General features: G+C 43.5%; 17 protein-coding genes. 13 read left to right on the top strand and 4 right to left on the bottom strand.

Annotated features, from left to right (window positions below; all coding sequences use genetic code 11):
- Entirely contained in the window at positions 1-1,068 is a 1,068-nt protein-coding gene (locus JGK22_RS04280) for a transporter substrate-binding domain-containing protein (RefSeq protein WP_293204693.1), read from the bottom strand.
- Between the two features lie 780 nt (positions 1,069-1,848).
- Between JGK22_RS04280 and JGK22_RS04275 the strand changes: the two genes are divergently transcribed.
- From JGK22_RS04275 to JGK22_RS04245, 7 genes are all read left to right on the top strand, one after another.
- Entirely contained in the window at positions 1,849-2,112 is a 264-nt protein-coding gene (locus JGK22_RS04275) for a hypothetical protein (RefSeq protein WP_293174323.1), read from the top strand.
- A gap of 56 nt (positions 2,113-2,168) precedes the next feature.
- Entirely contained in the window at positions 2,169-2,843 is a 675-nt protein-coding gene (locus tag JGK22_RS04270) for a serine O-acetyltransferase (protein ID WP_293174321.1), read from the top strand.
- Position 2,844: 1 nt separating this feature from the next.
- Positions 2,845-3,333, top strand: coding sequence for a Mov34/MPN/PAD-1 family protein (locus JGK22_RS04265; protein WP_293174318.1), 489 nt, complete (start codon positions 2,845-2,847; stop codon positions 3,331-3,333).
- Positions 3,334-3,381: 48 nt separating this feature from the next.
- Positions 3,382-4,323 carry a PLP-dependent cysteine synthase family protein gene (locus JGK22_RS04260; protein WP_293174315.1) on the top strand — a complete coding sequence of 314 codons (942 nt, stop codon included), beginning with the start codon at positions 3,382-3,384 and terminating at the stop codon, positions 4,321-4,323.
- A 72-nt stretch (positions 4,324-4,395) separates the two neighbouring features.
- Positions 4,396-5,133, top strand: a complete 738-nt coding sequence (locus tag JGK22_RS04255) for an alanyl-tRNA editing protein (RefSeq protein WP_293174312.1) — start codon at positions 4,396-4,398, stop codon at positions 5,131-5,133.
- A 256-nt stretch (positions 5,134-5,389) separates the two neighbouring features.
- Entirely contained in the window at positions 5,390-5,725 is a 336-nt protein-coding gene (locus JGK22_RS04250) for a hypothetical protein (protein ID WP_293216503.1), read from the top strand.
- The gene (locus tag JGK22_RS04245; RefSeq protein ID WP_293216505.1) at positions 5,718-6,092 is read left to right on the top strand and encodes a type II toxin-antitoxin system RelE/ParE family toxin; all 375 of its coding nucleotides are present in this window, start codon (positions 5,718-5,720) and stop codon (positions 6,090-6,092) included. The genes JGK22_RS04250 and JGK22_RS04245 overlap by 8 nt, the downstream gene beginning before the upstream one ends.
- A 69-nt stretch (positions 6,093-6,161) precedes the next feature.
- Here the strand turns inward: JGK22_RS04245 and JGK22_RS04240 are convergent, their stop codons facing one another.
- A complete protein-coding gene (locus JGK22_RS04240; protein ID WP_293312400.1) occupies positions 6,162-7,814 on the bottom strand; it encodes an FAD-dependent oxidoreductase in 1,653 nt (550 codons plus the stop codon).
- Positions 7,815-8,022: 208 nt separating this feature from the next.
- Here JGK22_RS04240 and JGK22_RS04235 point away from each other — a divergent pair, with 208 nt between their 5' ends.
- The 5 genes from JGK22_RS04235 to JGK22_RS04215 all read left to right on the top strand — a co-directional run bounded on the left by JGK22_RS04235 (position 8,023) and on the right by JGK22_RS04215 (position 16,352).
- Positions 8,023-8,493: a hypothetical protein gene (locus tag JGK22_RS04235; RefSeq protein ID WP_293174298.1), complete on the top strand. Its 471-nt coding sequence runs from the start codon at positions 8,023-8,025 to the stop codon at positions 8,491-8,493.
- Positions 8,494-8,534: 41 nt separating this feature from the next.
- On the top strand, positions 8,535-10,169 hold the full coding sequence (locus tag JGK22_RS04230) for an AAA family ATPase (protein ID WP_293216507.1): 1,635 nt from the start codon (positions 8,535-8,537) through the stop codon (positions 10,167-10,169).
- A 177-nt stretch (positions 10,170-10,346) separates the two neighbouring features.
- The gene (locus tag JGK22_RS04225) at positions 10,347-11,549 is read left to right on the top strand and encodes a restriction endonuclease (RefSeq protein WP_293216509.1); all 1,203 of its coding nucleotides are present in this window, start codon (positions 10,347-10,349) and stop codon (positions 11,547-11,549) included.
- A 429-nt stretch (positions 11,550-11,978) separates the two neighbouring features.
- Positions 11,979-14,750 carry an amino acid adenylation domain-containing protein gene (locus JGK22_RS04220; protein WP_293197165.1) on the top strand — a complete coding sequence of 924 codons (2,772 nt, stop codon included), beginning with the start codon at positions 11,979-11,981 and terminating at the stop codon, positions 14,748-14,750.
- Between the two features lie 432 nt (positions 14,751-15,182).
- A complete protein-coding gene (locus JGK22_RS04215) occupies positions 15,183-16,352 on the top strand; it encodes an RNA-guided endonuclease TnpB family protein (protein ID WP_293174389.1) in 1,170 nt (389 codons plus the stop codon).
- 54 nt (positions 16,353-16,406) lie between these two features.
- On the opposite strand, the gene JGK22_RS04210 is transcribed toward JGK22_RS04215, so the two are convergent.
- The gene (locus tag JGK22_RS04210; RefSeq protein WP_293174286.1) at positions 16,407-17,411 is read right to left on the bottom strand and encodes a phosphoribulokinase; all 1,005 of its coding nucleotides are present in this window, start codon (positions 17,409-17,411) and stop codon (positions 16,407-16,409) included.
- A gap of 634 nt (positions 17,412-18,045) precedes the next feature.
- On the opposite strand from JGK22_RS04210, the gene petH reads away from it, so the two are divergent.
- Positions 18,046-19,254, top strand: coding sequence for a ferredoxin--NADP reductase (gene petH / locus JGK22_RS04205; protein ID WP_293174283.1), 1,209 nt, complete (start codon positions 18,046-18,048; stop codon positions 19,252-19,254).
- Positions 19,255-20,538: 1,284 nt separating this feature from the next.
- On the opposite strand, the gene JGK22_RS04200 is transcribed toward petH, so the two are convergent.
- The gene (locus tag JGK22_RS04200) at positions 20,539-24,168 is read right to left on the bottom strand and encodes a CHAT domain-containing protein (RefSeq protein WP_293174280.1); all 3,630 of its coding nucleotides are present in this window, start codon (positions 24,166-24,168) and stop codon (positions 20,539-20,541) included.
- Positions 24,169-24,240 lie beyond the last annotated feature (72 nt).

Below are 24,240 nucleotides of genomic sequence, written 5' to 3'. Positions count from 1 at the left end.
TCAATTATCCCTCCCATTAGTAATCTGGGGAATTTCACTAACCATCCTGAGAACAGAGTTGACTGAAGAAGTCAGCTTTTCTTCTTCAGGATGAAATGCAAACGCTGGGTAAAGTTCTATATCTTTCATACAGTGGATATTGATGACTTTCCAGTCATTCTTATTTGCGATGGACTCACAAGTCATAGAGTCAGAACAAAAAACAGGAATCAATTCACTCTCTTTGCTTTCAGTAGCTTTCAAATAACTAATAGCTTTGGCTAGATCAGAACAAACCATTCGATCATAACGGACACCAAGAACTTTCACTATAAAACTTCCGACTTCGTTTACTATATAAACTAGCTGAACGCGCCCAATCTGTAAATCTTCAACAAATGAATTTTCATTAACCTGATTTTGAGATATCACTGCATTCAGTCTAAAAGAGCCTCCTTGCTTCCAAGGATCGGAAAAGCGATAGTTGAAAAATCTTTCGGGTGCAGCAAGCATAAAAGGGGCAATTCCATGAACCTTTCGCTCTGCAACAGCAGAAGGCATTTCATCCCAGGTTAAATACTGCCATTCTGTACGTATGCCGAGTAGATCTCCCACTATTTCTGCAAGATCAATAGCCATGCCAGTCGGTGCTTCTCCATAGTCATCTGGTACCTTTGCCCATTTTGGGCTAACTGATGTGTATCCAAGTTTCCACGAGCGTTTATGAGCTATTTCTTGCCAGCTAGAGTCGATTCCTTTTCCTCGAACACTGGCACTATAGCCTGCTGTTTCAAGCAGCTCATTTAACAAACCATCAATCGTGTCAGAAACTGGAAAGGGATTGTGAGGAAGATTTTGATAGACTTCATCTAAGCGACGAGCTAAAAATACCGCAACGCGATTAACAATCGCTTTTGTTGGTACATTTTCTCCCCTCGCCCACCGATAGAACTGAGCTTCTCCAACCTGGATTTCAGCCATGAATTGCTGCTTTGTCCAGTTTGCTTTGGTAAGATAGCCTTCCACAACCTGAACAAATTTTGACTGAGACGCGGTATCTTCAGGACGAGTGCGTTTTGGGCGTGCCATTGAGATTATTTACCCTCCTTTTTTTTCTGAAACCAATAGACTCGCAATAAAGCTGACTTGCTGCGAGGTGCTAGTTGTCCTGCTTGCACTTCAGAGGTCAAGCTTGGGTCGTTGCGGCTAGCTGTGTGCTAAGCCCACAAGAGTTTACACCATATAGCTAGCCTTTGAGCGTAGCAACTGTAAGTTTTGACGATCTTGATAAGACAGATTTATTGGCCATCTGCCGCAATCCTAACAGACATATGCTCGATCGTCATGAGTGGATGCCGTACCTAAGATAATTAAACATACTCATTTTGCAAAATCCGGAAATCGTGAAACGATAGTCTTCCTTGCCAGACTGATTGACATATAAGACTTTTCCTTTGTCCCAGAGGTGCGGGAAACCTAACCTATTAGGTCTACCCACTCGATCGGGACTTACGAAAAGAGTCTTTTACACTATCTGTAGAGTACGCAGTGCATACTCTACAGATAGAGTTTATGTGTAAGTCCTATCTATAAAAGGGTGCGGAGCAACACAAGAGTAATGGCTCAGCAGCCCTCCAGAGTGGCTTTACGCCAAGATTTGGTCATTCCAGGGAACGTCTTGGAAGGCTTCTGCAAGAGCGATCGACTGCTAAATTATATTAAAGATAGTCGTGATTGTCGTGAAACGCAAAAAATATTTGCAAAATATGTTGACAAGAGCAGGCGCGAGCAGTAAAGTGTAAATAACAAACGAAAAGAGTCCTGCCTCGGCAGAACTCTTCTGAAATAAACTTTCCCTCTAAGATTACTATGAAACTTGAAGCTCTGACAAGTGCTGCCGCTTCAGATGTAGGCTATTGGGCTGTTCGCGATCGCCTACCCGAAGAACAGGTCATTCTAGATCCCAATACCCTACTGGAACCGCCTGCTCCAGAAAATCCAAAGAGACTCGCGATCGTGGTCGATCGCACCCTAGAGTCTGGACTAATAGCCAATGCTGTCGCGATCGTCTCAGGCGGCTTGCAATGTGAAGCCTTTGGCTCCCCAATTCCTGATGCTCATGGGAATCTTTAGCCTGCAAGTCTCTGGAATTCAGTAGCTCTGATTACTCTTCTTGTGAGGTTCACTGTATGTTGCTCACTTTTAGTCGTCTCGATCGTCAAATCAGTCAAGTAATCGAGGGTCTCTTGCAATCCCATTTATCAGAAAGCTCTATCAGCGAACTTAAAACTCGGGAGATTATTGATCAAGTAAACGATCGAATTTACGATGACTTGATCTGCTTTTCTAATAAAGATCCAGCGGCGAAAAAATCGCCTGAGTATATTTTTGAGAGTTATCTCTCTTTTCAAGCTCTCATGTATTATCGAGTAGCCAATGCCTTATATTATAGTTGTCACAGTAATGGAAATGAGATAACCCATCTAAAAATCGTTGCGCGAAGGATATCCGAGCAAGCCAAAGCTAAAAGTGGAGTTGAAATTCATCCAGCAGCCACAATTGGTCGTAGATGTATTATAGATCATGGCTATGGTACTGTGATTGGTGAAACTTGTGAAATTGGTGATGACTGTTACATTCTTCAAGGCGTAATTTTAGGTGCAAGAGGGATTTCTGGAAATCAATATAGTAAAAGGCATCCAACGTTAGGAAATCGTGTGGAAGTAGGTGGATGTGTCAGGATTTTTGGTGCGGTGACAATTGGTGACGACGTAAAAATTTCTCCTTATATTGTCATCACCGAAGATATCCCTGCTAATTCTAAAGTATTGCTACGAACAACCAATCAAATTATCAAGAAATAAAATGAAGGCTATCTACATACAAGGTCAATCTCTACGTTCAGAAATAGAAAAAAATATTTCTGAGGAGCTGCTTGAAAAAGTTTACTATTTTGCCCGCCAAAGTTATCCAGATGAATGCTGTGGGTTAATTCTTGAAAAGGGCATCAGATCTTGCAAAAACATTCAAAATCAATTACATCAATCAGATCCAGTAACTTATCCCAGGAGCGCAAGAGAAGGGTTTGTTTTTTCATCAGAAGATTCCTTGTTCTTAAGCAGAAATATTGCTTCAGTCAATCCAGTCAAGGCAATCTATCATTCTCATCCTGATGTAGGAGCTTATTTCAGCAATGAAGACAAAAAAAATGCTCTATTTGATGGCAAGCCAATTTATCCAGTAGATCACCTGATAATTGATATACAAAGAGATGAAATTATCTGTTCTAAGCTATTCAGATTTATTGCAGAAGATTATCAGTTAATTGCTGTTTTTCCTGGTAGAAAGATCTGAGAAGATACTCAAAAAAAGATTGCAAAACACAAAACAGTGATACTAATTATGATTTACAACTCAATTTTAGAGACAATTGGTCAAACTCCAGTGATTAAGCTTCAAAAAATAATTGATAAATCCCTTGATTCAAAGTTTGCCATTTATATAAAAAATGAAACGTTTAATCCTGGAGGTAGCCACAAAACTAGAATTGCCTTTAATATGATTAAAGATGCCGAAAAACAAGGGATTCTCAAACCAAATACAGGACAAACAATTCTCGAACCAACTGGAGGAAATACAGGAATGGGAATTGCTATAGCTGCTGCTATCCTCGGCTACAATGTGATCTTAGTTATTCCTGATAACTATAGCTCACAAAAACAAAAATCATTAAAAGCGTTAGGAGCAAAAATTATCCTTTCTGATAGTCGTAAAGGAGGTAATTCACATGGTGAGCTAGCAATGGAAATTCAGATTGAAAATCCTGAGTATGTGATGCTAAATCAAGGTCAAAATCCAGCAAATCCAGAAATTCATCGATTAACAACAGCTCCAGAAATTCTGGAAGACTTTCAAAATGAAACAATTGATTATTTTATTGCCAGTATTGGTACTGGAGGTCACATTACAGGAATAGGAGAAATTCTCAAAAAAGAAAAACCAAAGGTAACAATTATAGGAGTTCAACCAGACGGCTGCGAGCTTCTAGAAAATAAATTTTTTCCTCACAATATTCAAGGTCTTGCTGTTGGCATTATCCCCAAAGTATTGAATGTTAATATCATAGATCGAATGATTTCTGTAACATTTGAAGAGTCATTACAAATGATGAAAAATCTGAGCGTAAAAGAAGGCTTGTCAGTAGGTATTTCTTCTGGAGCTAATGTCGCCGCTGCTTTAAAAGTTGTTGAGGAAGTTCAGCAAAAGAAACAGCTACATCACAAAGTCAATATTCTGACGATGGCTTATGACTCAGCTATTGATTACTTAGATCTTTTTGATTGATTTTTTGATGACATCAAGCTTTGTTGCTCAGTTTTGAGTAAACTGTGAACTTTCCAAAATAAGGAGATTGAAATGACGATTTTTATTCTTAACAGTCCAGAAAAACTACCCCCAACTCAGAAGTTGTGGATTGATGAACCCTATCAGACTGAATGTGAAGCTACCGTGCTGCATACACAAGATGATTTGCTGGTAACAGATCGAACTATATTTTATGCAGAATCAGGAGGGCAAGTACCTGACAAAGGCTTTATTGACGATGTAGCTATCATTGACGTACAAAAGCAACCCGGAAAACCTATCTATATAAACCGTCCAGATGTCGAAGTTCCGATGGTACAGATTGATACTGTGGTGGTTCATAAACTAGATAGTCCTTCCCCTTTTATCGTAGGACAAAAAGTGCATATGAAGATTGATTGGGATTATCGATACAAGCTAATGCGTTACCACAGTGCAACTCACTTTGTTTTACACGCCCTTGAAGAAATCTATGGTCATCAAGAAAAGCTATATATCAAAGGTTGCTATATATATGAACAGAGTGCCCGTTTAGACTACGCTAATAAACTCAATCCTGAACTGATTCCAAAAGTGTCTACTTTAGCTAATAATTTGATTGCTCAAGGCGATGAAATTTTGATGGAGTCAGATCCTAGTACAAAAGATATCTCTTACTGGCGTTATGGTGATATCATTATTCCTTGTGGTGGGACTCATGTAAGTAGTGCCAAAGAAGTGGGTGCCGTTTCTTTGAAGCGTAAAAGTCATGGTAAAAATCTCGATCGAATTTACATTTCTCTATGTTAAAAAGTTGGAGCGAGTTAAAATCTCTTTGGCACATAAACTGAATGTCACTCAAATCCAACTTCTACCGAAACCCTGACATTACTTGCGATTCAAAGAGGGCGATTAACAATCGCCCCTATTGGTTGAACCATCCGGGTCAATTTCCACCAAGGTTCCCGTTCCAATAGCCGTCAACTGAATGTACCGCTCGGCAATCGCATCACTACCTTTATACTTACGTTAAAATGAAGGTAAAATTAACAGGCATGATGGCATTATGAATGTAGCGGCACTTCGACATCAAATCGATCGATGGCTCGATCGACTCTCTCCAGAACATCTGGCATTAGTTGCGAGTTTTATAGAGTTTCTAAGCCAAAAGCAACGTCAAGGGGTAATCGTTTCACAAAATAATCTGGCAGAGGTTTTCTCAGCAGAAATCCAAGAGATGCCTGCTGCTAATTCTCTTAGTATTCCAGAACCCTCAGAAATTGACGGGGAGGGCCAATCTAAAGCAGCGCTTCTACAAGATTTTCGGCAAGCTTGGCACGAAGCCATGAGTGGGCAAACCATTTCGGTTGCTCAAATGTGGGAAGGAATTGAAAATGACTGACTTGCCCTTAATTCAAGTTATAGTTTCGCCAACCTTCAATCGCAATTTACGCACTCTTGCAAAAAAATACCGCAGCATTCGCAATGATATTCAACCCGTTATCGAACAACTCACACGGGGAGAACTGCCAGGAGATCGAATTGCTGGAGTGGGTTATGCAGTCTTCAAGTTGAGAGTCCGAAATAGCGACACTCAAAAAGGTAAAAGTGGTGGCTATCGTTTAATTTACTACGTCCAAACAGCAACGGGAATCATTTTGCTGACCGTTTACACCAAATCTGAACAAGTCGATATTGCAGCAGAAGATATTCAAAACATTATTACAGAATACCAGCAGCAGCAGAGCGAAGATCGAGAGGATATCTAAGAGTTTGGGAATCTCACGCCGTAGAAGATGAGGTTTCGATATCTTCAACGGGTGACTGCTATACCTCGATTATTTCACCTCTTTATAATCCACCCCATAACTCGTATCTCTCCCTGACAAATACGTAGTTTTCCCCGTTAAAGTCTCCAAAGTTTCCCTTGTTTTACTCGAAGTAATCGTATTTAGGGGCACTCCCAACTTGCTAGCCAAACCCGCCGCCACGCCCACGCCTTGTCCTTGATAAATATTCACCGTCGCAATTCGCCCGACTGATACCGCCATACCGACATAGCCGGACGATCGCCCTACGATCGCCAAATTACTCACTTTACTAGCCAAAGCGCTCTCTATCCCAAAATTATAGGTCGGCAGTGGCGGAATTCTCGATTCCAAATCCTTGACTCCGCCCCGCAAGTCGAAATCATAGGAAAAACTGCCGATCGACTTTTCGGCCTCTGTTCCTCCTTTGATAATCTCTTTCCCACTTAGCGGCGCCACCACATCGCGAACATTCAAAGTTTGTCTGATATAAATCTCTTCCGGGATAAACACTCTCACATCTTTACCAGATTTTTTTTGCAGCCATTCTTGGAGATGTGACATTTCTTTCACCATCTCAGCATTCGGTTTTCTGCCGTTAGCTTCCATCTTCATCAATTCATCAACTTGATATTTAAATAAAAACCCGTTCCACGACAGCGAAGTATCTTTATAAACGCAAACATTGGCTTTATCAAAGAAGAATCCTTTATCTTGAGTAAAGGGCAAGTTCCTGTCTACGTGATATGCCGCACCTAGGGCTACGCTTCTGATGTTGTAGCCGTCTCGATATGCCTGATAAATCGGACTCAAGAAATTTCTCATCCAGAATTCTGTACTTGCGGGGTCTTTATATTTGGTAATGCTTGCTTTGATTTTTTCGACTAAAGGCGTGTCGTAGAGAATGTCATCTTCTATTTTGCGGAAGTCTGCCATCGTTAGCCCCGTAATTGTCGGCACTACAGATACTGCTAAAGTTTCATTTTTTGATTTAATATTTTGCGATTCATATCCTGTATAATAAGATAATCCGGCTTTTCTTGCCAGTTCCGCGTCTTGAGTTACGTCAATAAAAGAGTTAGCTTGAATTTTAATATTGCTCTCTTTGACTTCGGCATATTCTATTTTTTTATCAACTACGTGAGGAGTCAGAGTTGAGTGGGAAATAAGTTTAACTCCGGCTTCCGAAAGCATCTCTCTCAGAGCTTTATCAGCGGTTTTTGGTTCCAAGCAAGATTCAGGAACATTCGCTTTGTCTAGGAATTCCCGGAAACATTGGGCGTAGGGTTGGCGGTACCAGTCGGGGATTTTATCTAAATCGACGTAACCTAAACCGCCGCGGGTGAGTACGCCGCCCAAAAGAGCAGTTGCGTAGTTCGATCGCACAACAGCAACTTTACCCTTTTCACCTAAAGTCTTTTTTGCCCATATAGCCGCACATATCCCCGGCACTTCATCGCCATATACTACTACATCAAACTTTTGATCCGGTGATTTGTGGGGTTCTGCGGCGGCGGGGCTGCTGGATTTTTGCCGGATAGTTTCGGTATCTGATGTGGCGCTGGCTGGGTTTCTGTGTGTGATGTCATTGGCGGCTTGTTGGAAGTGCCCAGAGTCAACTAAAATTTTTACGGCTACGAAGAAGATTGCAATGGCGGCTAATTTCTTGAAAGTAAAGGGCATTTAGTTGACTCGTTGATAATTTTGGCATACCTGAAAGCGCTGTTCAGGGTTTACGGAGTTGAATATAACACGTTTAGGTAATTTCGACACAAGTTTAATTTTTCCGGGAACAGTTGCGATTAGTATTGATGTTAAGTTAATTCACAACTTGTAGTAAGCGTAACACTCGGCTGCTATTTTCAAAGCATCAGTCAAAAACGATAAACTGATGAAAGTGCAAGTTTTGTCTATTCAATCTGCGATCGCCCCCAACACTCACGAGGTTGTGCTGTCTGTTGGTACGGATACACAAAAATTTATTTTTACAACAGAAGTGAATCGAGTTGGAGAACATTTACTTCAGACTACCCGCGGCGATCGCACTTTTTCAGAGTTTTTTAAATTTAATCAGCGGGTAGCGATGAATGTGACAAATCTGGTTGTTAAATACTACAATCGTGAAACTGTCAATCTTCCGGCAGATGTCGGTGTCTTGGTCACTCAAGAAACGGCTTTATCGAAGCAAAAGCCATTTGAAAATAACAGTTTAGCAGATACTGAATCGCAGCTACCAACAGCAGTGGATGGAGAAACTCGTCAAAGGGCGATCGCGATTCTCGAACAGTTACCGGAAGCTGTGCTTGATGAAGCTGTTAAGTTTCTGGAATCTTTGTATGTTAAGTGCGATCGGCTACAATAAGTTAAGAACAGCAATTAAGTCATCTTAAAAATACAGAAAAAATGGAAAAAGTTTTTGTACATCCTGAATGTCCTTTTTCAGAAAACACATTTAACCTAGTGGCACAATTTAATGATAATCCCAGCTCTGATTTTTACAGTGAACACAAAAAAGTTTTCTTGAAATATGTTGAAAATCCATTAAAGTATATTTTAAGCCAGGTGGAAGAGCTGTTACCTGATTTTATCAAAAATTATATAAATTTCAGGATTGACCAATTTGGTTCTCTCCTTCTATTCCAAGGATTCCCATCAATATCGTACAGTGTAGCTTTGGGTCTGGGAGATATAAATTCTTTAGATAAGGCGCAGTTAATGCTAAAAATTGAACCTGAAAAATTCACTTTTGGATTTTACTCAAAAATAACAAGTTTGGAAAAATTCATTAACAATTATAGCTCTCAATGTAGAAGTAATTCCTGGAAAACCTTGCTTGAATTATACAAGCTGCCCCATCAAAATTTTTGCGAGTTAAATCGCCACCTTCATTCTTATCGTTACCTACTTGAAGACTATAGGTTCGTAAAAATTAAAAATTCACAATCTGTTTTTAGTTTGCTAGAAGAGATTTTTTGTTGGCAAGAAATACCCAAGAATTTATTAATCACACCTAAAGTCAATAACATTCAGGTTGCTGTCTCACTAGAATCACCAGAGGTATTAGGATATTCTGCTAAACAGTTAATCGCAAAAATAGCACAAACCTTTAAAAAATTATTTCCATTGTTTTTATTTTTTAATCTTTATGAGAATAACTTATCTCTTCTTGTAAATGAATATTTTTTAGTATATAACAAAGAATTTAATCGAGCCTACAATCTCCAAGAAATGTCGGAACTAACAGGTTTTCAAACATCTGAAATCAACCGCTGGATACGCACCATTAACCGCAAGCAACAAGCCATCATCCAAGGCCCGCCCGGAACCGGAAAAACCTTCCTCGCTCAAAAACTAGCCCAACACTTAATCGGCGGCGGTGACGGCTTTTCAGACCTTATTCAATTTCATCCAGCTTATACTTATGAAGACTTCATTCAAGGCATCCGTCCGCAAAGTCAAGATGGGCAATTAACATATCCCATAGTTCCCGGCAGATTACTCGAATTTTGCACAAAAGCTGAGTCTCGTCAAAACACTTGCGTTCTCATTATTGATGAAATTAATCGTGCAAATTTATCTCAGGTATTTGGAGAATTAATGTATTTGCTGGACGATCGTGATCGCACTGTTAAACTAGCCAGCGGTCAACTATTTAGAATACCTAAAAATGTCTGCATCATCGGTACAATGAATACTGCCGATCGCTCTATTGCCTTAGTCGATAACGCACTCCGCCGCCGTTTCGCATTCATTCCCGTCTATCCAAACTATGAAGTGCTGCGACAGTATCACCAGAGAGAGAATACAGGTTTCCCAGTTGATAAATTAACTAGCATTCTAGAAGATGTCAATCGGGCAATTAACAACAAACATTATGAACTTGGCATCTCCTTCTTTTTGACAAAAACCTTAGCTGAAGATATCCAAGATATTTGGCAAATGGAAATTGAGCCATACCTCGAAGAATACTTTTTTGATGACCAGGCAAAAATGGATGAATTTCTCTGGGATAAAATCAAAGACAAATTGAGCAATTGAGCATCTAACGCTACCATTACCAAAAATATGCCGTTACAGCATCTATGAAACAATGTGATTGACTTAAGAGAGTCCTAGAGGGAAAACTGTGTGAACAATAGATACTGCGATTGCTTTCCTACGGATCGCTTCGCTAACGTTCCTCGCAATGACAACTACTGACTGAACCGTATTTCTATGAAACGAGAATCACCCCAAATTATCGAACTCACAGAATATCAATTAGCGACCTTTGAGCGAGATGCAATCCCCCAATCAGTAGGAGAGAAAATCTACCATAATTATGCTAAGGAAATAGATATTGAATTTCCCAACCCTAAAACAAAATATAAATGGCAATTAAAGTCTCAAGGCCGAGTTGGCAATATTCCAATTACTCCACAATTTCACATTGTGATCAAACCCAAAGTTCCGATCGCAAATTTATTCGGAATGCTTGAGTATGCCTACGAACTTAAGATAAGTTTTCCGAAAGGACAGATTGAGTGCGAATCTTTGGAACAAGTCTATGAACGATTAGCTAACATCCTGGCGCTGAAAATTCTCGAACGCTGTCGCAAAGGATTGTATCGCAATTACTTACCCAAAACAGAAAAACTTTCCTATATTCGCGGCAGGATTGATGTCCGGGAAGCTGTGCAAAAACCTTGGGATGTTAAACTAAAATGTCACTATAACGAACAAACAGGCGATATCGAAGATAATCAAATTCTGGCTTGGACACTTTTCATTATTGGCCGTAGCGGTTTGTGCCGCGAATCTGTCTCATCGAGCGTGCGAAAAGCTTTTCACGCACTCCAAGGATTTGTTACTCTAACATCTTTTAAACCAGAAGCTTGTATCGATCGCACTTATCACCGTCTTAATCAAGATTATCAACTTTTACACGCCCTCTGTCGGTTTTTTTTAGATAACACAGGGCCCAGTCACGAAATGGGCGATCGCGAAATGCTCCCTTTTCTGATCAACATGGCTAGTTTATATGAACAGTTTGTCGCTGAATGGCTCAAGGCTAATACACCAAAAGGCTTCTTTGTCAAGAAAAAAAACACGGTCACACATGACCAAAATTACTCCGATCGCATTGACTTACTGCTGTGCGATATAGAAACAGGTAAAGTCCAATACGTCCTCGATACCAAATACAAAGCTCCCGATCGAGCAGACAGTGGAGACCGCCATCAAATAGTTGCCTACGCCAATGCAGTAAAGTGTAACAATGCAATTCTCATCTACCCGCAACACCTCAAACAGCCACTAGACATAAAAAATGGCGCTTTGCGAGTTCGCAGTCTAAACTTTTCCCTAAATGACGATCTCAATGAATCCGGAAAAATATTCTTAGCCTCTCTATTTCCCAGCACCGTCTCCTATTGGTGACAACTTAAGTAAAGGTACAAATTTTTAAGGCATACAAAAAAATGTAAATAGCTGAAATACTTACAGGCAAAGCAGTTTAGCTCTACTGAAGGAGTAAGGTAGCTAAAGTGCTTTGCTTGTTTACTGCGATCGCTCCCGATCGCCCCCGATCGCCAATGAGATGATTGCCAAAACAGTCTTGATCTAGACCAGATCAATTAATAAGCCGTATAATTAAAACAGGACAAAAAGTAATTATCCAGAAACAACTTCCGTTCCCCAAAAGCACATTGATTCGCGCCGTCATATACGTATTATTACTGCAATGTGACAGTTTCGAGACTGCTAAATAAGCAATCCACAAAAAGCTGTGATCTGGATCAATGCGCGATAAGGAATTTTCCCTAGGGTGCCTCTCTTAATCTCCCTCACTCTACTTAAATCAAAAATATGATGAATTCTCAAGATGTTTTGACGAGTCGTGATGGGTACTTACCCAACCAGGAAACTGATGCACTAAAAACTACCCACGATGTCTGTGTCGATCTTCCATTACATAGTCAGGATATTTCCTCTGTCGAGGACTCTCAAGTCGATCGAACTCCATCTGACTATGTGAGTATCCATCAATGGTTTGAAGCACAGGTTAAGGAGACTCCTGATGCGATCGCCCTTTCATTTCAAGGGCAAGAATTAACCTATGATGCCTTAAATCAACGCGCAAACCAGCTCGCCCATTACCTCCAAGCACTAGGAGTGCAACCGGATGAACTGATTGCTATCTCTATGAATCGCTGCATGGAAATGGTGATTTGCTTTTTGGGGGTGATGAAGGCTGGGGCGGCCTATGTGCCGATCGACCCAGCCTATCCCCACGAACGTCGAGCGTACAAGTTACAAGACGCCGGTGTGCGATTCATTTTGATTCAACAGCATCTGGTTGAATTTTTGCCAGAACACAATGCTCGCGTGATTTGTCCAGATACAGACTGGCACGATATGGCGCCATACAGCACTGAAAATTTGTCTCTGCTGACAACGCCCGAGCATTTGGCTTATGTTATTTACACCTCTGGTTCGACGGGAAATCCCAAGGGTGTAATGATTACTCACCGGGGCATGGTTCACCACAGCAAGGCGATCGCACAGGCATTTAATCTTCAGGCTGGCGATCGGGTACTGCAATTCTCTAGCATGAGCTTTGACATCATCATTGAGGAAGTTTTTCCATCCTTGGTAAGTGGTGCAACAATCGTGCTGCGAACTGAAGACTGTATTAGCTCTACTCGCCAATTCCTCGAATTTATTGAGCAAGAACGTATTACTATTCTGGACTTGCCAACTGCTTTTTGGCATGGTCTCGTCAGCGGACTCTCATTGCTAGGTGTTCCCATGTCCCCAGATGTGAGATTGGTGATTGTGGGCGGAGAAAAAGCCTCTCGCGCTCTGTATGCTGAATGGCGACAATTGGTAGGGGAATATCCTCGTTGGCTCAATACCTACGGGCCGACTGAAACTACAGTGACGGCCACCATTTTTGACCCGATCGCTGAAAGCTACGATCTCAGTAGTGAAGCAGACATTCCGATCGGTCGTCCCCTTCCCAACAGCCAAATTTACATTCTGGATGAAAACCTAAATCCTGTGCCCGATGGCGACATTGGAGAACTGTATATTGGCGGCCCAGGGGTTGCGAGGGGATATCTCAACTTGGCAGAACGCACTGCAAGTAAGTTTATTGCTAATCCATTTAGCGATCGACCTGGAGACAAACTTTACATAACAGGGGATACTTGCCGCTATTTACCCAATGGAACGTTGGAGTTTATTGGTCGCATCGATTTTCAAGTAAAAATTCGAGGTTTTCGGATTGAGTTACTAGAGATTGAAACCTATTTGGAACAGTACCCATCTGTGCAGCAAGGTATAGTTTTGGCACGGGAAGATGTACCCGGTGAAAAGCGCTTAGTGGCATATATCATTCCGAAGCCCGGACAACCAATTCAGGTGTCTGAATTGCGTAGTTTTCTACAAACCAAACTACCGGCATACATGATTCCGGCAGCGGTTGTAGTGATGGACTCTTTCCCGATGACGCCCAATGGTAAGGTCGATCGCCGTGGGTTTCCAGAACCTCAGGTTGCCGATCTGGTTACAAATAGTGAAGTTGTGTTGCCTATTGATGGACTAGAAGCTCAACTTGTTCAAATTTGGGAGCAGATACTCAATATTAAGCCGATCGGCACTACGGATAATTTCATGGATTTAGGCGGTACATCCCTGTTAGCCGCTCGCTTAGCTGACAAAATTGACCAAAAGTTCCAGCAGAAAGTCCCACTATCGATTATCTTCCAAGCCCCAACCATCAAGCAACTATCCCAGATTCTACGTCAAGGCGATATCCCCAACCAAAGCCTTTCCCTTGTCGAGATTCAACCGAAAGGTTCTCAGCCACCACTCTTTCTGTTTGAAGGAGTGTCTATTTATCATCCGTTAATTCCATATTTAGGGCTAGATCAGCCGATATATGGCTTAATTGCTGTTGTTAAAGATGGCGTGCACGGGCCAGTCAATCAGGTTGAGGCGATCGCAGACTATTACATCAATGAACTCGTGAAGGTGCAACCAGAAGGCCCCTATTATTTGGGTGGTTTGTCATTTGGAGGTATTGTTGCTTTTGAGGTTGCTCAAAAATTGGCAGCTAAAGGACAGGAAACAGCGTTATTGGTGATGTTTGATTCCATGTTGCCCTCTGCCTACAAGCCCCTACCCATTCAGCAGCGGCTGCGCTTCCATGTCCAAAAAATTGCTAAGCAGGGCGTAGGTTACATCGTCAGTAGTGTCGTCGATAAAATAACGACAGTTACAGACGGAATGACAATGCTGGCCCGCAAGACGATCGGGCGAGACAACAAGGTGAAAGAACCTACAGAGTCAATGTCTTACACCACCGACTATTTGATCAGAGAGAAGATAATTGATCTGGCAGAACGAGCTTACGCGCCAAAACCCTATGCTGGCAAAGTAGTGATGTTTCGAGCACAGGATTCTCAAGATGGCGTAAGTGTCAGTCTCGATCCGGATCTAGGCTGGAAACCTTATCTCAAAGACGGTCTGACCATTTACGATGTACCTGGAGACCATCTCAGTATTTTACTGGAACCCAATGTCGGGGCGATCGGCAATCGAATGAAGCTATTACTGGAGGAGGTAATGGTGTAGCAGTAAAGTTTTTGGCATTCTTAATCGATATTCACACAGGGTTGCATCAAATTAGATAATTCAAAAAAGTAGAACTTCCCTCAATCAAGCCGGAAAAACATTTTTAAACTCTCTATTGCCAAATACTCTACCCTAACTCAATAGGCTTGGCTTAAAGATTTTTTACGAATTTCGTCTCACGATTTCATAGGCAATACAGGCATTTTTAAAAAGTCAGATAGTTCTTAAATGAACCGTATTACGCCTTAATTATTCGCTGTGCCAATATCACCATCTGCCGTTCATTTCACCCACAAAAAAAAGAGGCGCACTCGCGCCTCTCAAATCTTTCATCAAAAAAAGTGGGTGGAAACCCCGTCCTTCGCTCGACGGCTTTACAAAAACATACAACACAGAGCTAATATCACAAAAGACGTGTTAGGCTGTGAAGATATGGAAAAAGCCTATCGCTACCGATTCTATCCCACCAGCGAGCAAGAAAACCTCTTGCGACGGACAATGGGCTGTACCCGGCTAGTGTACAACAAGGCTTTGACTTACCGCACGGAATCTTGGTACGAACGCCAAGAAAGAGTTGGCTACAGCGAAACTTCCTCTATGCTGACGAACTGGAAGAAAGAGGAAGAACTTGATTTCTTGAATGAAGTTAGCTGCGTACCTCTTCAACAAGGCTTGCGCCACCTTCAGACAGCGTTCACCAACTTCTTTGCAGGACGAGCCAAATATCCTAATTTCAAGAAAAAGCATAACGGTGGCAGTGCTGAATTTACCAAATCTGCCTTCCGCTGGAAAAACGGACAGGTATTTTTGGCTAAATGTAACGAGCCACTACCTATCCGCTGGAGCAAACAAATTCCCCAAGGGTGCATTCCGTCTACGATTACAGTGAAATTAACGCCTGCTGGGCTTTGGTTTGTATCCATATTAGTAGACGACTATAAAATCCAACCATTTCCAAAAACAGATAAAACTATCGGATTGGATGTGGGGATTACGAGTTTGATTGCTACTAGCGACGGCGATAAAATCGCCAATCCCAAACACTTTAAGAGACTTCGCAAAAAGTTAAAAAGAAAGCAAAAAACGTTAGCACGCAAGCAAAAGGGAAGCAACAATCGGGAAAAAGCCCGGAGACAGGTGGCAAAAGTCCACGCACAGATAGTCGATGTGCGTAAAGATTTCTTGCACAAGCTAACGACTCAACTCGTTCGTGAAAACCAAACGATTGTAGTTGAGGATTTGGCTGTCAAGAATATGGTGAAAAACCATAAGTTAGCTCTTGCCATCAGCGATGCTAGTTGGGGTGAATTGATTCGCCAGCTAAGTTACAAATGCGATTGGTACGGGCGTGAATTAATAAAAATAGACCGCTGGTTTCCCAGCTCTAAGCGCTGTGGAAACTGCGGTCACATTGTTGAGAAATTGCCGTTGAATATTCGCGAGTGGGAGTGTCCCAAGTGCGGGACAAACCACGATCGTGACATCAATGCTGCAAAGAACATTTTGGCGGCTGGGCTAGCCGTTTCAGTCTGCGGAGCAACTGTAAGACCCGAAGAGAGTAAGTCTCGGAAGGCTGGTGCTATGAAGCAGAAACCCAATTAGCGATGATTGGGAATCCCCGCACCTTCAGGTCGGGGTGGATGTCAAGTCAGAGTTCTAAACACTAACAGCAACTTTTGATTCTTTTGCAGTCAACTTTTCGTAAGTCGCCCGCATCTTCAATCCCACCAATACTTGGAATAAACCAGTTCCATTGTTGGAACCAGGATATTCGCGGTGTTGGAGTAACAGGTGAGTCAACTCGCCTTCGTATTTCGCAGAAGTCTTGCTCAAGTGGCTTTCGATGTAAATCACTTCTTCGAGATTCTCGAACTGACCGTCTACTTCCAAAATCGAGACTTCGTGGCCGTAGAAAGCATCTGGGCCGTAGTACATCTTAATTCCGGGATAGGAACAAGTCAGTTTGCGGCCGCAAGGAATCCAGTTAATTGTCGAACCTTCGTCAAACAAATACGCAGGTTCAAAGTTGGCGATACCTTCGCGCTGGATCATTTGGACGCGCAGAACCTTCCGTTCTTTGTCATCTTTGATCAAGTTGGTCGGCAATACTTGAATTACCACGTCAGCATATTGCTTTTGTGGGTCGATGTACGCTGTGAAATCTGGTTTGCGAGCATTGATCGCAAACAGCACGTCTTCGTAACGGTGGCCCCGTTCCGCCATGTCGCGCTGGATTTTCCAAGCAATTTTTACTTCGTCGCTGATGTCGAGGTAGACGCTGAAGTCGATGAGATTTCTCACTCGCTCGTCGTAAAGGGGGTGCAACCCCTCAATCACAATCACGTGATTCGGCTCTACCCGCTCAGGAGGATCGAGCAGACCGGTTTCGTGGTTGTAAATCGGCTTGTCTATTCCCCGACCTTCTTTGAGCGCTTTCATTTGCTCGGCCATCAGGTCAAAATTGTTCGCTCTGGGGTCAAGGGCGGTAATCCCTGTTTCCTTGCGTTGCTTGCGATCGAGACAATGATAGTCGTCAAGGCAGATTACAGTCACGAAATCTTCCCCGAACAAATCTGTCAATCGGCGCAAAAAAGTAGATTTTCCGCAGCCGGAGTCTCCGGCAACGCCAATTAAAACCACGCGATCCGGCTTACTGGTCATAGTTTCCCTCTAACAAAATCACTGTTTACTAAGTAACTGAAGTCTAGATTCCAAAAAATTTCAGCCCGCAGGTAGCTACAAGCAGGCTTTCTGCGGGTTTGCTACCCCGAGAGGATCGAGGACTAACCAGCATACAGCAGTCAGTTGACTGCCTGTCCGGGAAGACCCAAGCAATCTTCAAGGCAAGAAATTAATACTAACTTTAGTGGTTAATCTTACCAGAATGCGTCCGCCCCCTACAAGCTCAACGTCATTTAGCTAAATCCTACTTTCAGCAAGACAGCATTTAAATTGTATATTTCTTGAGCCGTATTCCCCTCTCCCCCTCTCCCCCTCTCCCCAAATCAGAACGAGTTATCGGGGCAGATCCCCCGATCGGGTAAAATATTGGCAGTACGCAGACAACAATAGCTATAGGTCAACACCTGAATGCAGCCGGGCGAGACCAAGGGCGGCGATCGGCTAATCGGGAATTAGAGGCAGAGCGATCTCAACTTGACACTCCCGCCTGCGCGGCAATGCCCAAAGATTCGCGCGGGCAAATTAGTCCAGGTGGCCTTAAGAAAAAAGTAAATTGAGTCTAACGTCACATTCTCTTTCTTTATAACTCTGTATCGTGAAGGACAAGCAACAAATGTACAGCCCAAGCATATCTGGTGTAGCGGCCAACTCAGAATCAGGCAGCCGCATCTTTGTTTACGAAGTGGAGGGTATGCGTCAGAGCAAAGCAACTGACGAAACAAATCACCCGATTCGCCGTAGCGGCAGCGTGTTTATCTCCGTGCCGTACGATCGCATGAATCAGGAAATGCGCAGAATTGCTCGCATGGGTGGCAAAATCGTCAGCATCCGCCCCTCAAACGGCGCTCCCGAAACTACTAATGGCAAAGTCGCACCAGAAGCAGGGCTACAGAGTCAGAAATCTGGAGAAAAAACTAAGCCCATGACTCAAGCAAAGGAAAAAGTTCAGGTTCCTGTTAACCTCTACAAACCGGCCAATCCCTATATTGGTAAGTGCATCTCTACAGAAGAAATGGTCAGAGAAGGCGGCGACGGCACAGTTCGTCACGTCACTTTCGACATTTCTGGTGGCAATTTGCACTATCTAGAAGGTCAAAGTATCGGGATTATTCCCGATGGAACCGATAAAAACGGTAAACCTCACAAAATTCGACTTTACTCGATCGCCTCTACCCGTCACGGCGACAACCTCGACGACAAAACTGTCTCTTTGTGCGTTCGCCGGCTGGAGTACAATGACCCGAAAAGTGGCGAAAGAGTATTCGGCGTTTGTTCGACTTTTCTCACAGGTTTGGAACCTGGGGCTGATGTCAAAATCACTGGCCCGGTAGGGAAAGAAATGTTGTTACCCGATGACGAAGATGCCACCGTGATTATGATGGCTACTGGTACGGGTATTGCTCCTTTCCGCGCTTATTTGTGGCGGATGTTTAAAGAAAATAATCCTGGTTACAAGTTCAAAGGTTTAGCTTGGCTGTTCTTTGGAGTTGCTTACACTCCCAACATTCTTTATAAAGAAGAATTGGAGCAATTGCAGCGCGAATTCCCCGATAATTTCCGCTTAACTTATGCGATCAGCCGCGAGCAAAAGACTGCTGACGGCGGTAAGATGTATATTCAAAACCGGATTCAAGAGAACGCAGACCAACTGTGGGAATTGGTTCAAAAGCCGAAAACTCACACTTACATCTGTGGTTTGAAGGGCATGGAAGGCGGCATTGATGAGGGAATGTCTGCTGCATCTAGCAAGCACGGCATTGACTGGGCTGGCTATCAAAAACAGTTGAAGAAAGAGCATCGCTGGCACGTTGAAACTTATTAATGTGTAAAGTGATTTAATCTGATTTGTAGGGCGGGCTTAGGCTTGCCCTATTTTTTTAAGAAAGAGTTTTTAGCCCACATTCCGCAGTTCTGGCTTTGATGATTAAGGTTTTTCATATATTCACTGTATGAAAAACATCTGCGCCTACCTTTTCTACTTTTGGTATCATTATTGTCAGATTTTTGAGATATACAAGAATTTTGAATTTACAGATATTTCCTAATATATTCATTTGTGGAATCTTTGAGCTAATTTGCCATAAATTAGATATCACAATTCCGGCAACATGATTTTTGCCTTGCTAATTATTGGGATTTATTCAACTATATTCTCAGGTTTATTTTCATCCTTATCCATCTTCAACTATTAAAAAATATTCACTGCAAACGTTTCCTAAATAATTCAATATATCCCAATACGGTTTACTTAGAATAGTCCGAAGAGAGGAACGTTAGCTTTCGCGATCCGAAGGAAAGCAATCTCCGTATCTATTTCTCATAGGGTTTTACCCTCAGGGCGGTCTTAAGTAAACGGTATTGCAATATATCCTGTTTTTTGTTAAGTTGCTCACCTGTTCGGCTCCATTTAGATTGACTAAGTGTACGGCTTAAAACATCTGAAATACCGACCGTATTGTCGGTTTATTTGTTGATTTCTTAACCTAATTTCTCATACTAGAGCGTCGGTACAGTAGAATATTTTGACAAAAAGAACGAAATATGTATTATGTAGGGGTTCTCGCATGAGGGCGACAGTAGATCGCGATCGCCAACCATTTTTTTGTCCTCATGCAACGCCGGGCCAAGGTCTACATCAACATACATACTATGCCGAGGAGTGTCAATTTCTTTTACTGAACCGACGCCCTAGTATTCCTAAATAGCCTAAATTTAGGACTGTTATCGCTCCTTCATCACTCTCAGACAGTAAAAATATGACCATAATTTGATAATGCTTATCTAGTATGGCTTTGTGGAGCGATTTTCTAACACCTTCCTTTGTTGGGATCGTTTGGGAAGAGATCCTTTGCTGTCGTGTCTTCGAGAATTTACTCTCATGAAAGTGACGAAAGAGCGTTATGGCTCCTTGAGGATCATTCATGGTTTTTACCTCTTTTATCCTGACTCAATATTTTTTAACCAAAAAAGCCTGAAATGCTTGCTGGATAAATATTTCAGGCTTGAATATTTCAACTTGACAACCATCAATTCTGTTTAAATATCTGCGGAATCTGGGCTATAATTAATGACAACTGTCAACTGTCAACTATCAACTGTCAACTGACTAAACTCCAGCAGCAGTAAAAGCTGCCCAGTGATAAGGATTGGCAAAAGGACAGGGTTTGCGGTTGCGAATTTGCTGTAAAGATGCTTCAGCAATCAGGCGAGAACTTTGTGAAAGCCGATCGAACATTTGCGAAATTTGAGGCTGAAAATCCGCCAGCAACACCTCCAATTCCTCGCCTGTCAAATCCCGCAGCCACCTTTGAGCCTCCGCAAGCGATCGCGCCACATCTCCCACTTGCAATCGAGGAAAACGCCCGAGATTTTCATAAAACTTGCTCGTCAGCAGCAGCGTTGAAACATCATTCACTTTCCACAGGCTGCTGACAACACTAGATGTGCCAGCATACAACAAACCCGCGGACAAACCGACAAAATCTTCAGTACCGCTGACTGAGCCTGCTGCAATTTCGCAAGCCGATAAAGTAACTAAAAAGTATTGCCGACAATCGAAATTAAAAATTTCCTCCAAAGTCATAGTATCATTTCTCACAAATACGCCTGATTTGAGCGGGAAAGCGAAATCAAGCACGCTCAAACAAGCAAAGTGAGCGCATTTTTTCTGCTGCACTTGTCCTATTTTCGCGGATGAATTCCCATCATTTACAGATATCGATCGAGAAAAAGCCTCTTTAATTGCTGGCTTCTGCCGCAAAATTTCTGTACTGGAAAAACACTGGGAAATATTGCCGATTTCCAGGTTGCTGTAAAGCGCATCTCTGCTGAAAGTGGGAACTGCCAACAGGTGCTGCAAATTCGGTCTGTAGCGGCCGATAGCTGCGCTGCGCGCGATTTGTCTCAACCGCAATAGCTGGCAGCTAGGAGCATAGCGAATTCCTCCGGCAAATCGATCGATCAAATAAGCAGGAGGAGGTGAAATTTCCCCAAAGGACGAACTGTGAGAAAAATCCGAACTGTTGTGCGTATCCAACAGATCGAAACCGCTGCGATCGCCGCCATGAGACCTGAAAATTGCCCCGGTGTCCTCCAACCCGTCTCTCACCCCCAAAGGCAAAGCATGGAGCGGCAAAGCGTGCAAAAATCGGTGCGGCACCACAATTAGCCGATCGCAATTTTCCGGAATCAGCGCCACCACTCGATCGATTTCCAACAGCGCGGCCAAGCGTTTGAGGCGAGCCGGGAGATGATTGATCCAGCGACCTTTTTGCTCGGAATAAGCGCTGAGGTACTCTCCGGCCCAAGTTTCGGCAGCTAAAGCATTTCCCGCCGCACAGAGGTGAACGGCGGGATATTCTGCACTCTTCACCACCACAAAAGCCACTACCAAATCCTCCAAACTCGCCCACACCACAGCAGCACAATTGGCATCAGGCAACAATTGGCGAATTTGCTCGAAAGTAATGGGTTCAACTTTGCGAGCTAAGCTGAAGAAAGGGTCGTTTGCCTGCACCTCGCGCGCAATCAACCCATCAAACTGCCGCCACAATTGATTTAAGTGCATAAAATCGGAGTTCGGCATCAGAGAACCGCTGTTCAAACCAGGGCTGTCGCCCTCAGAAATCAAGCTAGTGCTGGGTTCGGGTTGTCGCTGTTGTTGCTGCCGCTGTTCCCTTGCTATTTCCAGTTGCAATGACTCCAACTCGCTGCGTACCGCTGCCGGAATGTCGCCTTTTGGGGTCAGGGGGGATTTAACCAGGAGTTCTACCAAATTCCGATTTTTGTGGCGTTCAGCGTATTCCAGGGCTTTAGCGTAATATTCCGGCTGGCCCGGGCCGAGTTCTAGGCAAACTTGTACGAGGGATTTATAGAGTCCTCTCCAGGTGCTGACTAATTTGGCTTTTGAGTTACTTCCCCGATCGCCCAAATCGGCCGCATCAACCCCAACTTCGCTCCGCAAGAATTCCACAGTATCGACAGCAGTAGTAAAAACGCCGTAGGCGCGCAGCAACTCGCCTCGCCTTCGGTAAGCTTCACCCAAATAAAATAAAATTTGTGCCCAACGGTGGGGATAGGTTTCGCGAGTGTAGATTTGGCCGGCACTGTGATAGCAGGCGATCGCGCTTTCGATGCGAGACGAGTTTTCCGTCTCCGTCAGTTCCGAAAAAGCTCGGCCCAGATAAATTTGCAGCATGGCCCAGCGGTGGGGAGATCCGTGTTTGGTGTAGACTTGGGCTGCATTTTGATAACAGGCGATCGCGCTTTTGAGATTGCGGTTTTTTTCGCCTTTCACGTGTTGGCTGAAAGCGCGTCCGAGGTAGGCACAGAGCATTGCCCAGCGTTCGGGAGTTTTTTGGCGGTTGCAAAAGAGCAAAGCATTTTGATAGCAGGCGATCGCCATTTCCAGATTTTCCGCTTTTTCCCCTTTCACCCGCAGACTGTAGATCCTGCCGAGGTAAGTTTGGATCGAACCCCAGGCTTCGGGAAATTTGATGCGAGTGTAGACTTGCAAAGAATTTTGAAAGCAGGTGAGTGCCATTTCCAGATTTTCGACTCCTTCGCCCTTAATTCGATCGATAAACACCCGGCCCAAATTCCTTTGAGTCGTCGCCCATTGCAGCGGAAAAGCTTCCTTAGTCCGCACTTGCAAAGCTCTCTGGTAGCAGTTGACAGCGTATTCGAGATTTTCTGCCCGATTCCCCCGCAGGAAATCATAGTAAGCATTTGCTAAATTATTTTGAGTCGTCGCCCAGCGCCGGGGAAACATCTTGCGGTTGTAGACTTGCAAGGCATTGTGGTAGCAAACGACTGCCTGTTCGAGATTTTGGGCTTTGTCACCGCGCAGTCGGCGGCTGTAAGCGCGGCCGAGATTGTTTTGAGTGCTTGCCCAATCTCCTCCAAAACCCTCGCGGTTGCGAACTTGTAGGGCGTTTTGATAGCAGGCGATCGCAATTTCGAGATTTTCGGCCGCATCTCCCCTGAGGCGCTCGCTATAAGCGTTTCCCAGATTGTTTTGCAGCGTCGCCCACTGTTCCGGGTACTGTTCGCGAGTTCGCACTTGCAGGGCATTAGCAAAGCAAGCAATGGCTTGTTCGATATTTTGAGCCTTATCGCCTTTGGGGCGATCGGTATAAGCATTGCCCAGATTATTTTGCATGACTGCCCACTCTTGGGGAAAGTCTTTGCGGGTAAACACCTTAGCCACGGTTTCGTAACCGGCGATTTCGATTTCCAAGTTATTCGCCTTGCTACCGAGGGGAAACCGCCCAATTTTGTTGCTCAGATTGCCAATTAGGGCCGCAATGCGCCTCGCCTCTGATTCTGGGGCAGTAGGGAGTACCAAAGTTGCCCAGCGGCGCAGCAAATCTGCGAAATTCTGGTCTAGTTTGTCTAAATTGTTTCTCAGCAGCGCGTACACGTGCTGCGAATCAGGGTTGCGCGCCACTGCTTGCAATACTTCTGCTAAAAAAGCCAGATATGCTGCCCCGGTTCCGGGCAATTTAGCATTGCTCTTAGCAGATTCTAAGGGTGCGATCGTCCTTTGAAAGAATTTTGCAGCTTTGAGCAAGCTGTCTCGTGTCAGTGCCGGCTCTTCCAAGTAAAGCATTTGCACAAACTCAAAGTCGATCGACTTTGAGTCAGTCCTCAAAATCAAATCTATTCCTGAGTCCACAGGATTTTCCAGCAGCGCTCGGAGCATATTAACATCAGTTTCGCGACGCTGTTCGTCCATCGTGCATTCCGCCGAACTATTAACGATAGGATTGCTGCTTCTGTGCAGCCAATGAAATTAGGAACTGTTTCA

The organism is Microcoleus sp. PH2017_08_TRC_O_A (genome assembly GCF_020738665.1).
Taxonomy (GTDB): domain Bacteria; phylum Cyanobacteriota; class Cyanobacteriia; order Cyanobacteriales; family Microcoleaceae; genus Microcoleus.
Note: the sequence above shows the minus strand (reverse complement) of the source record. Positions and strands in the feature narration are given on the sequence as shown.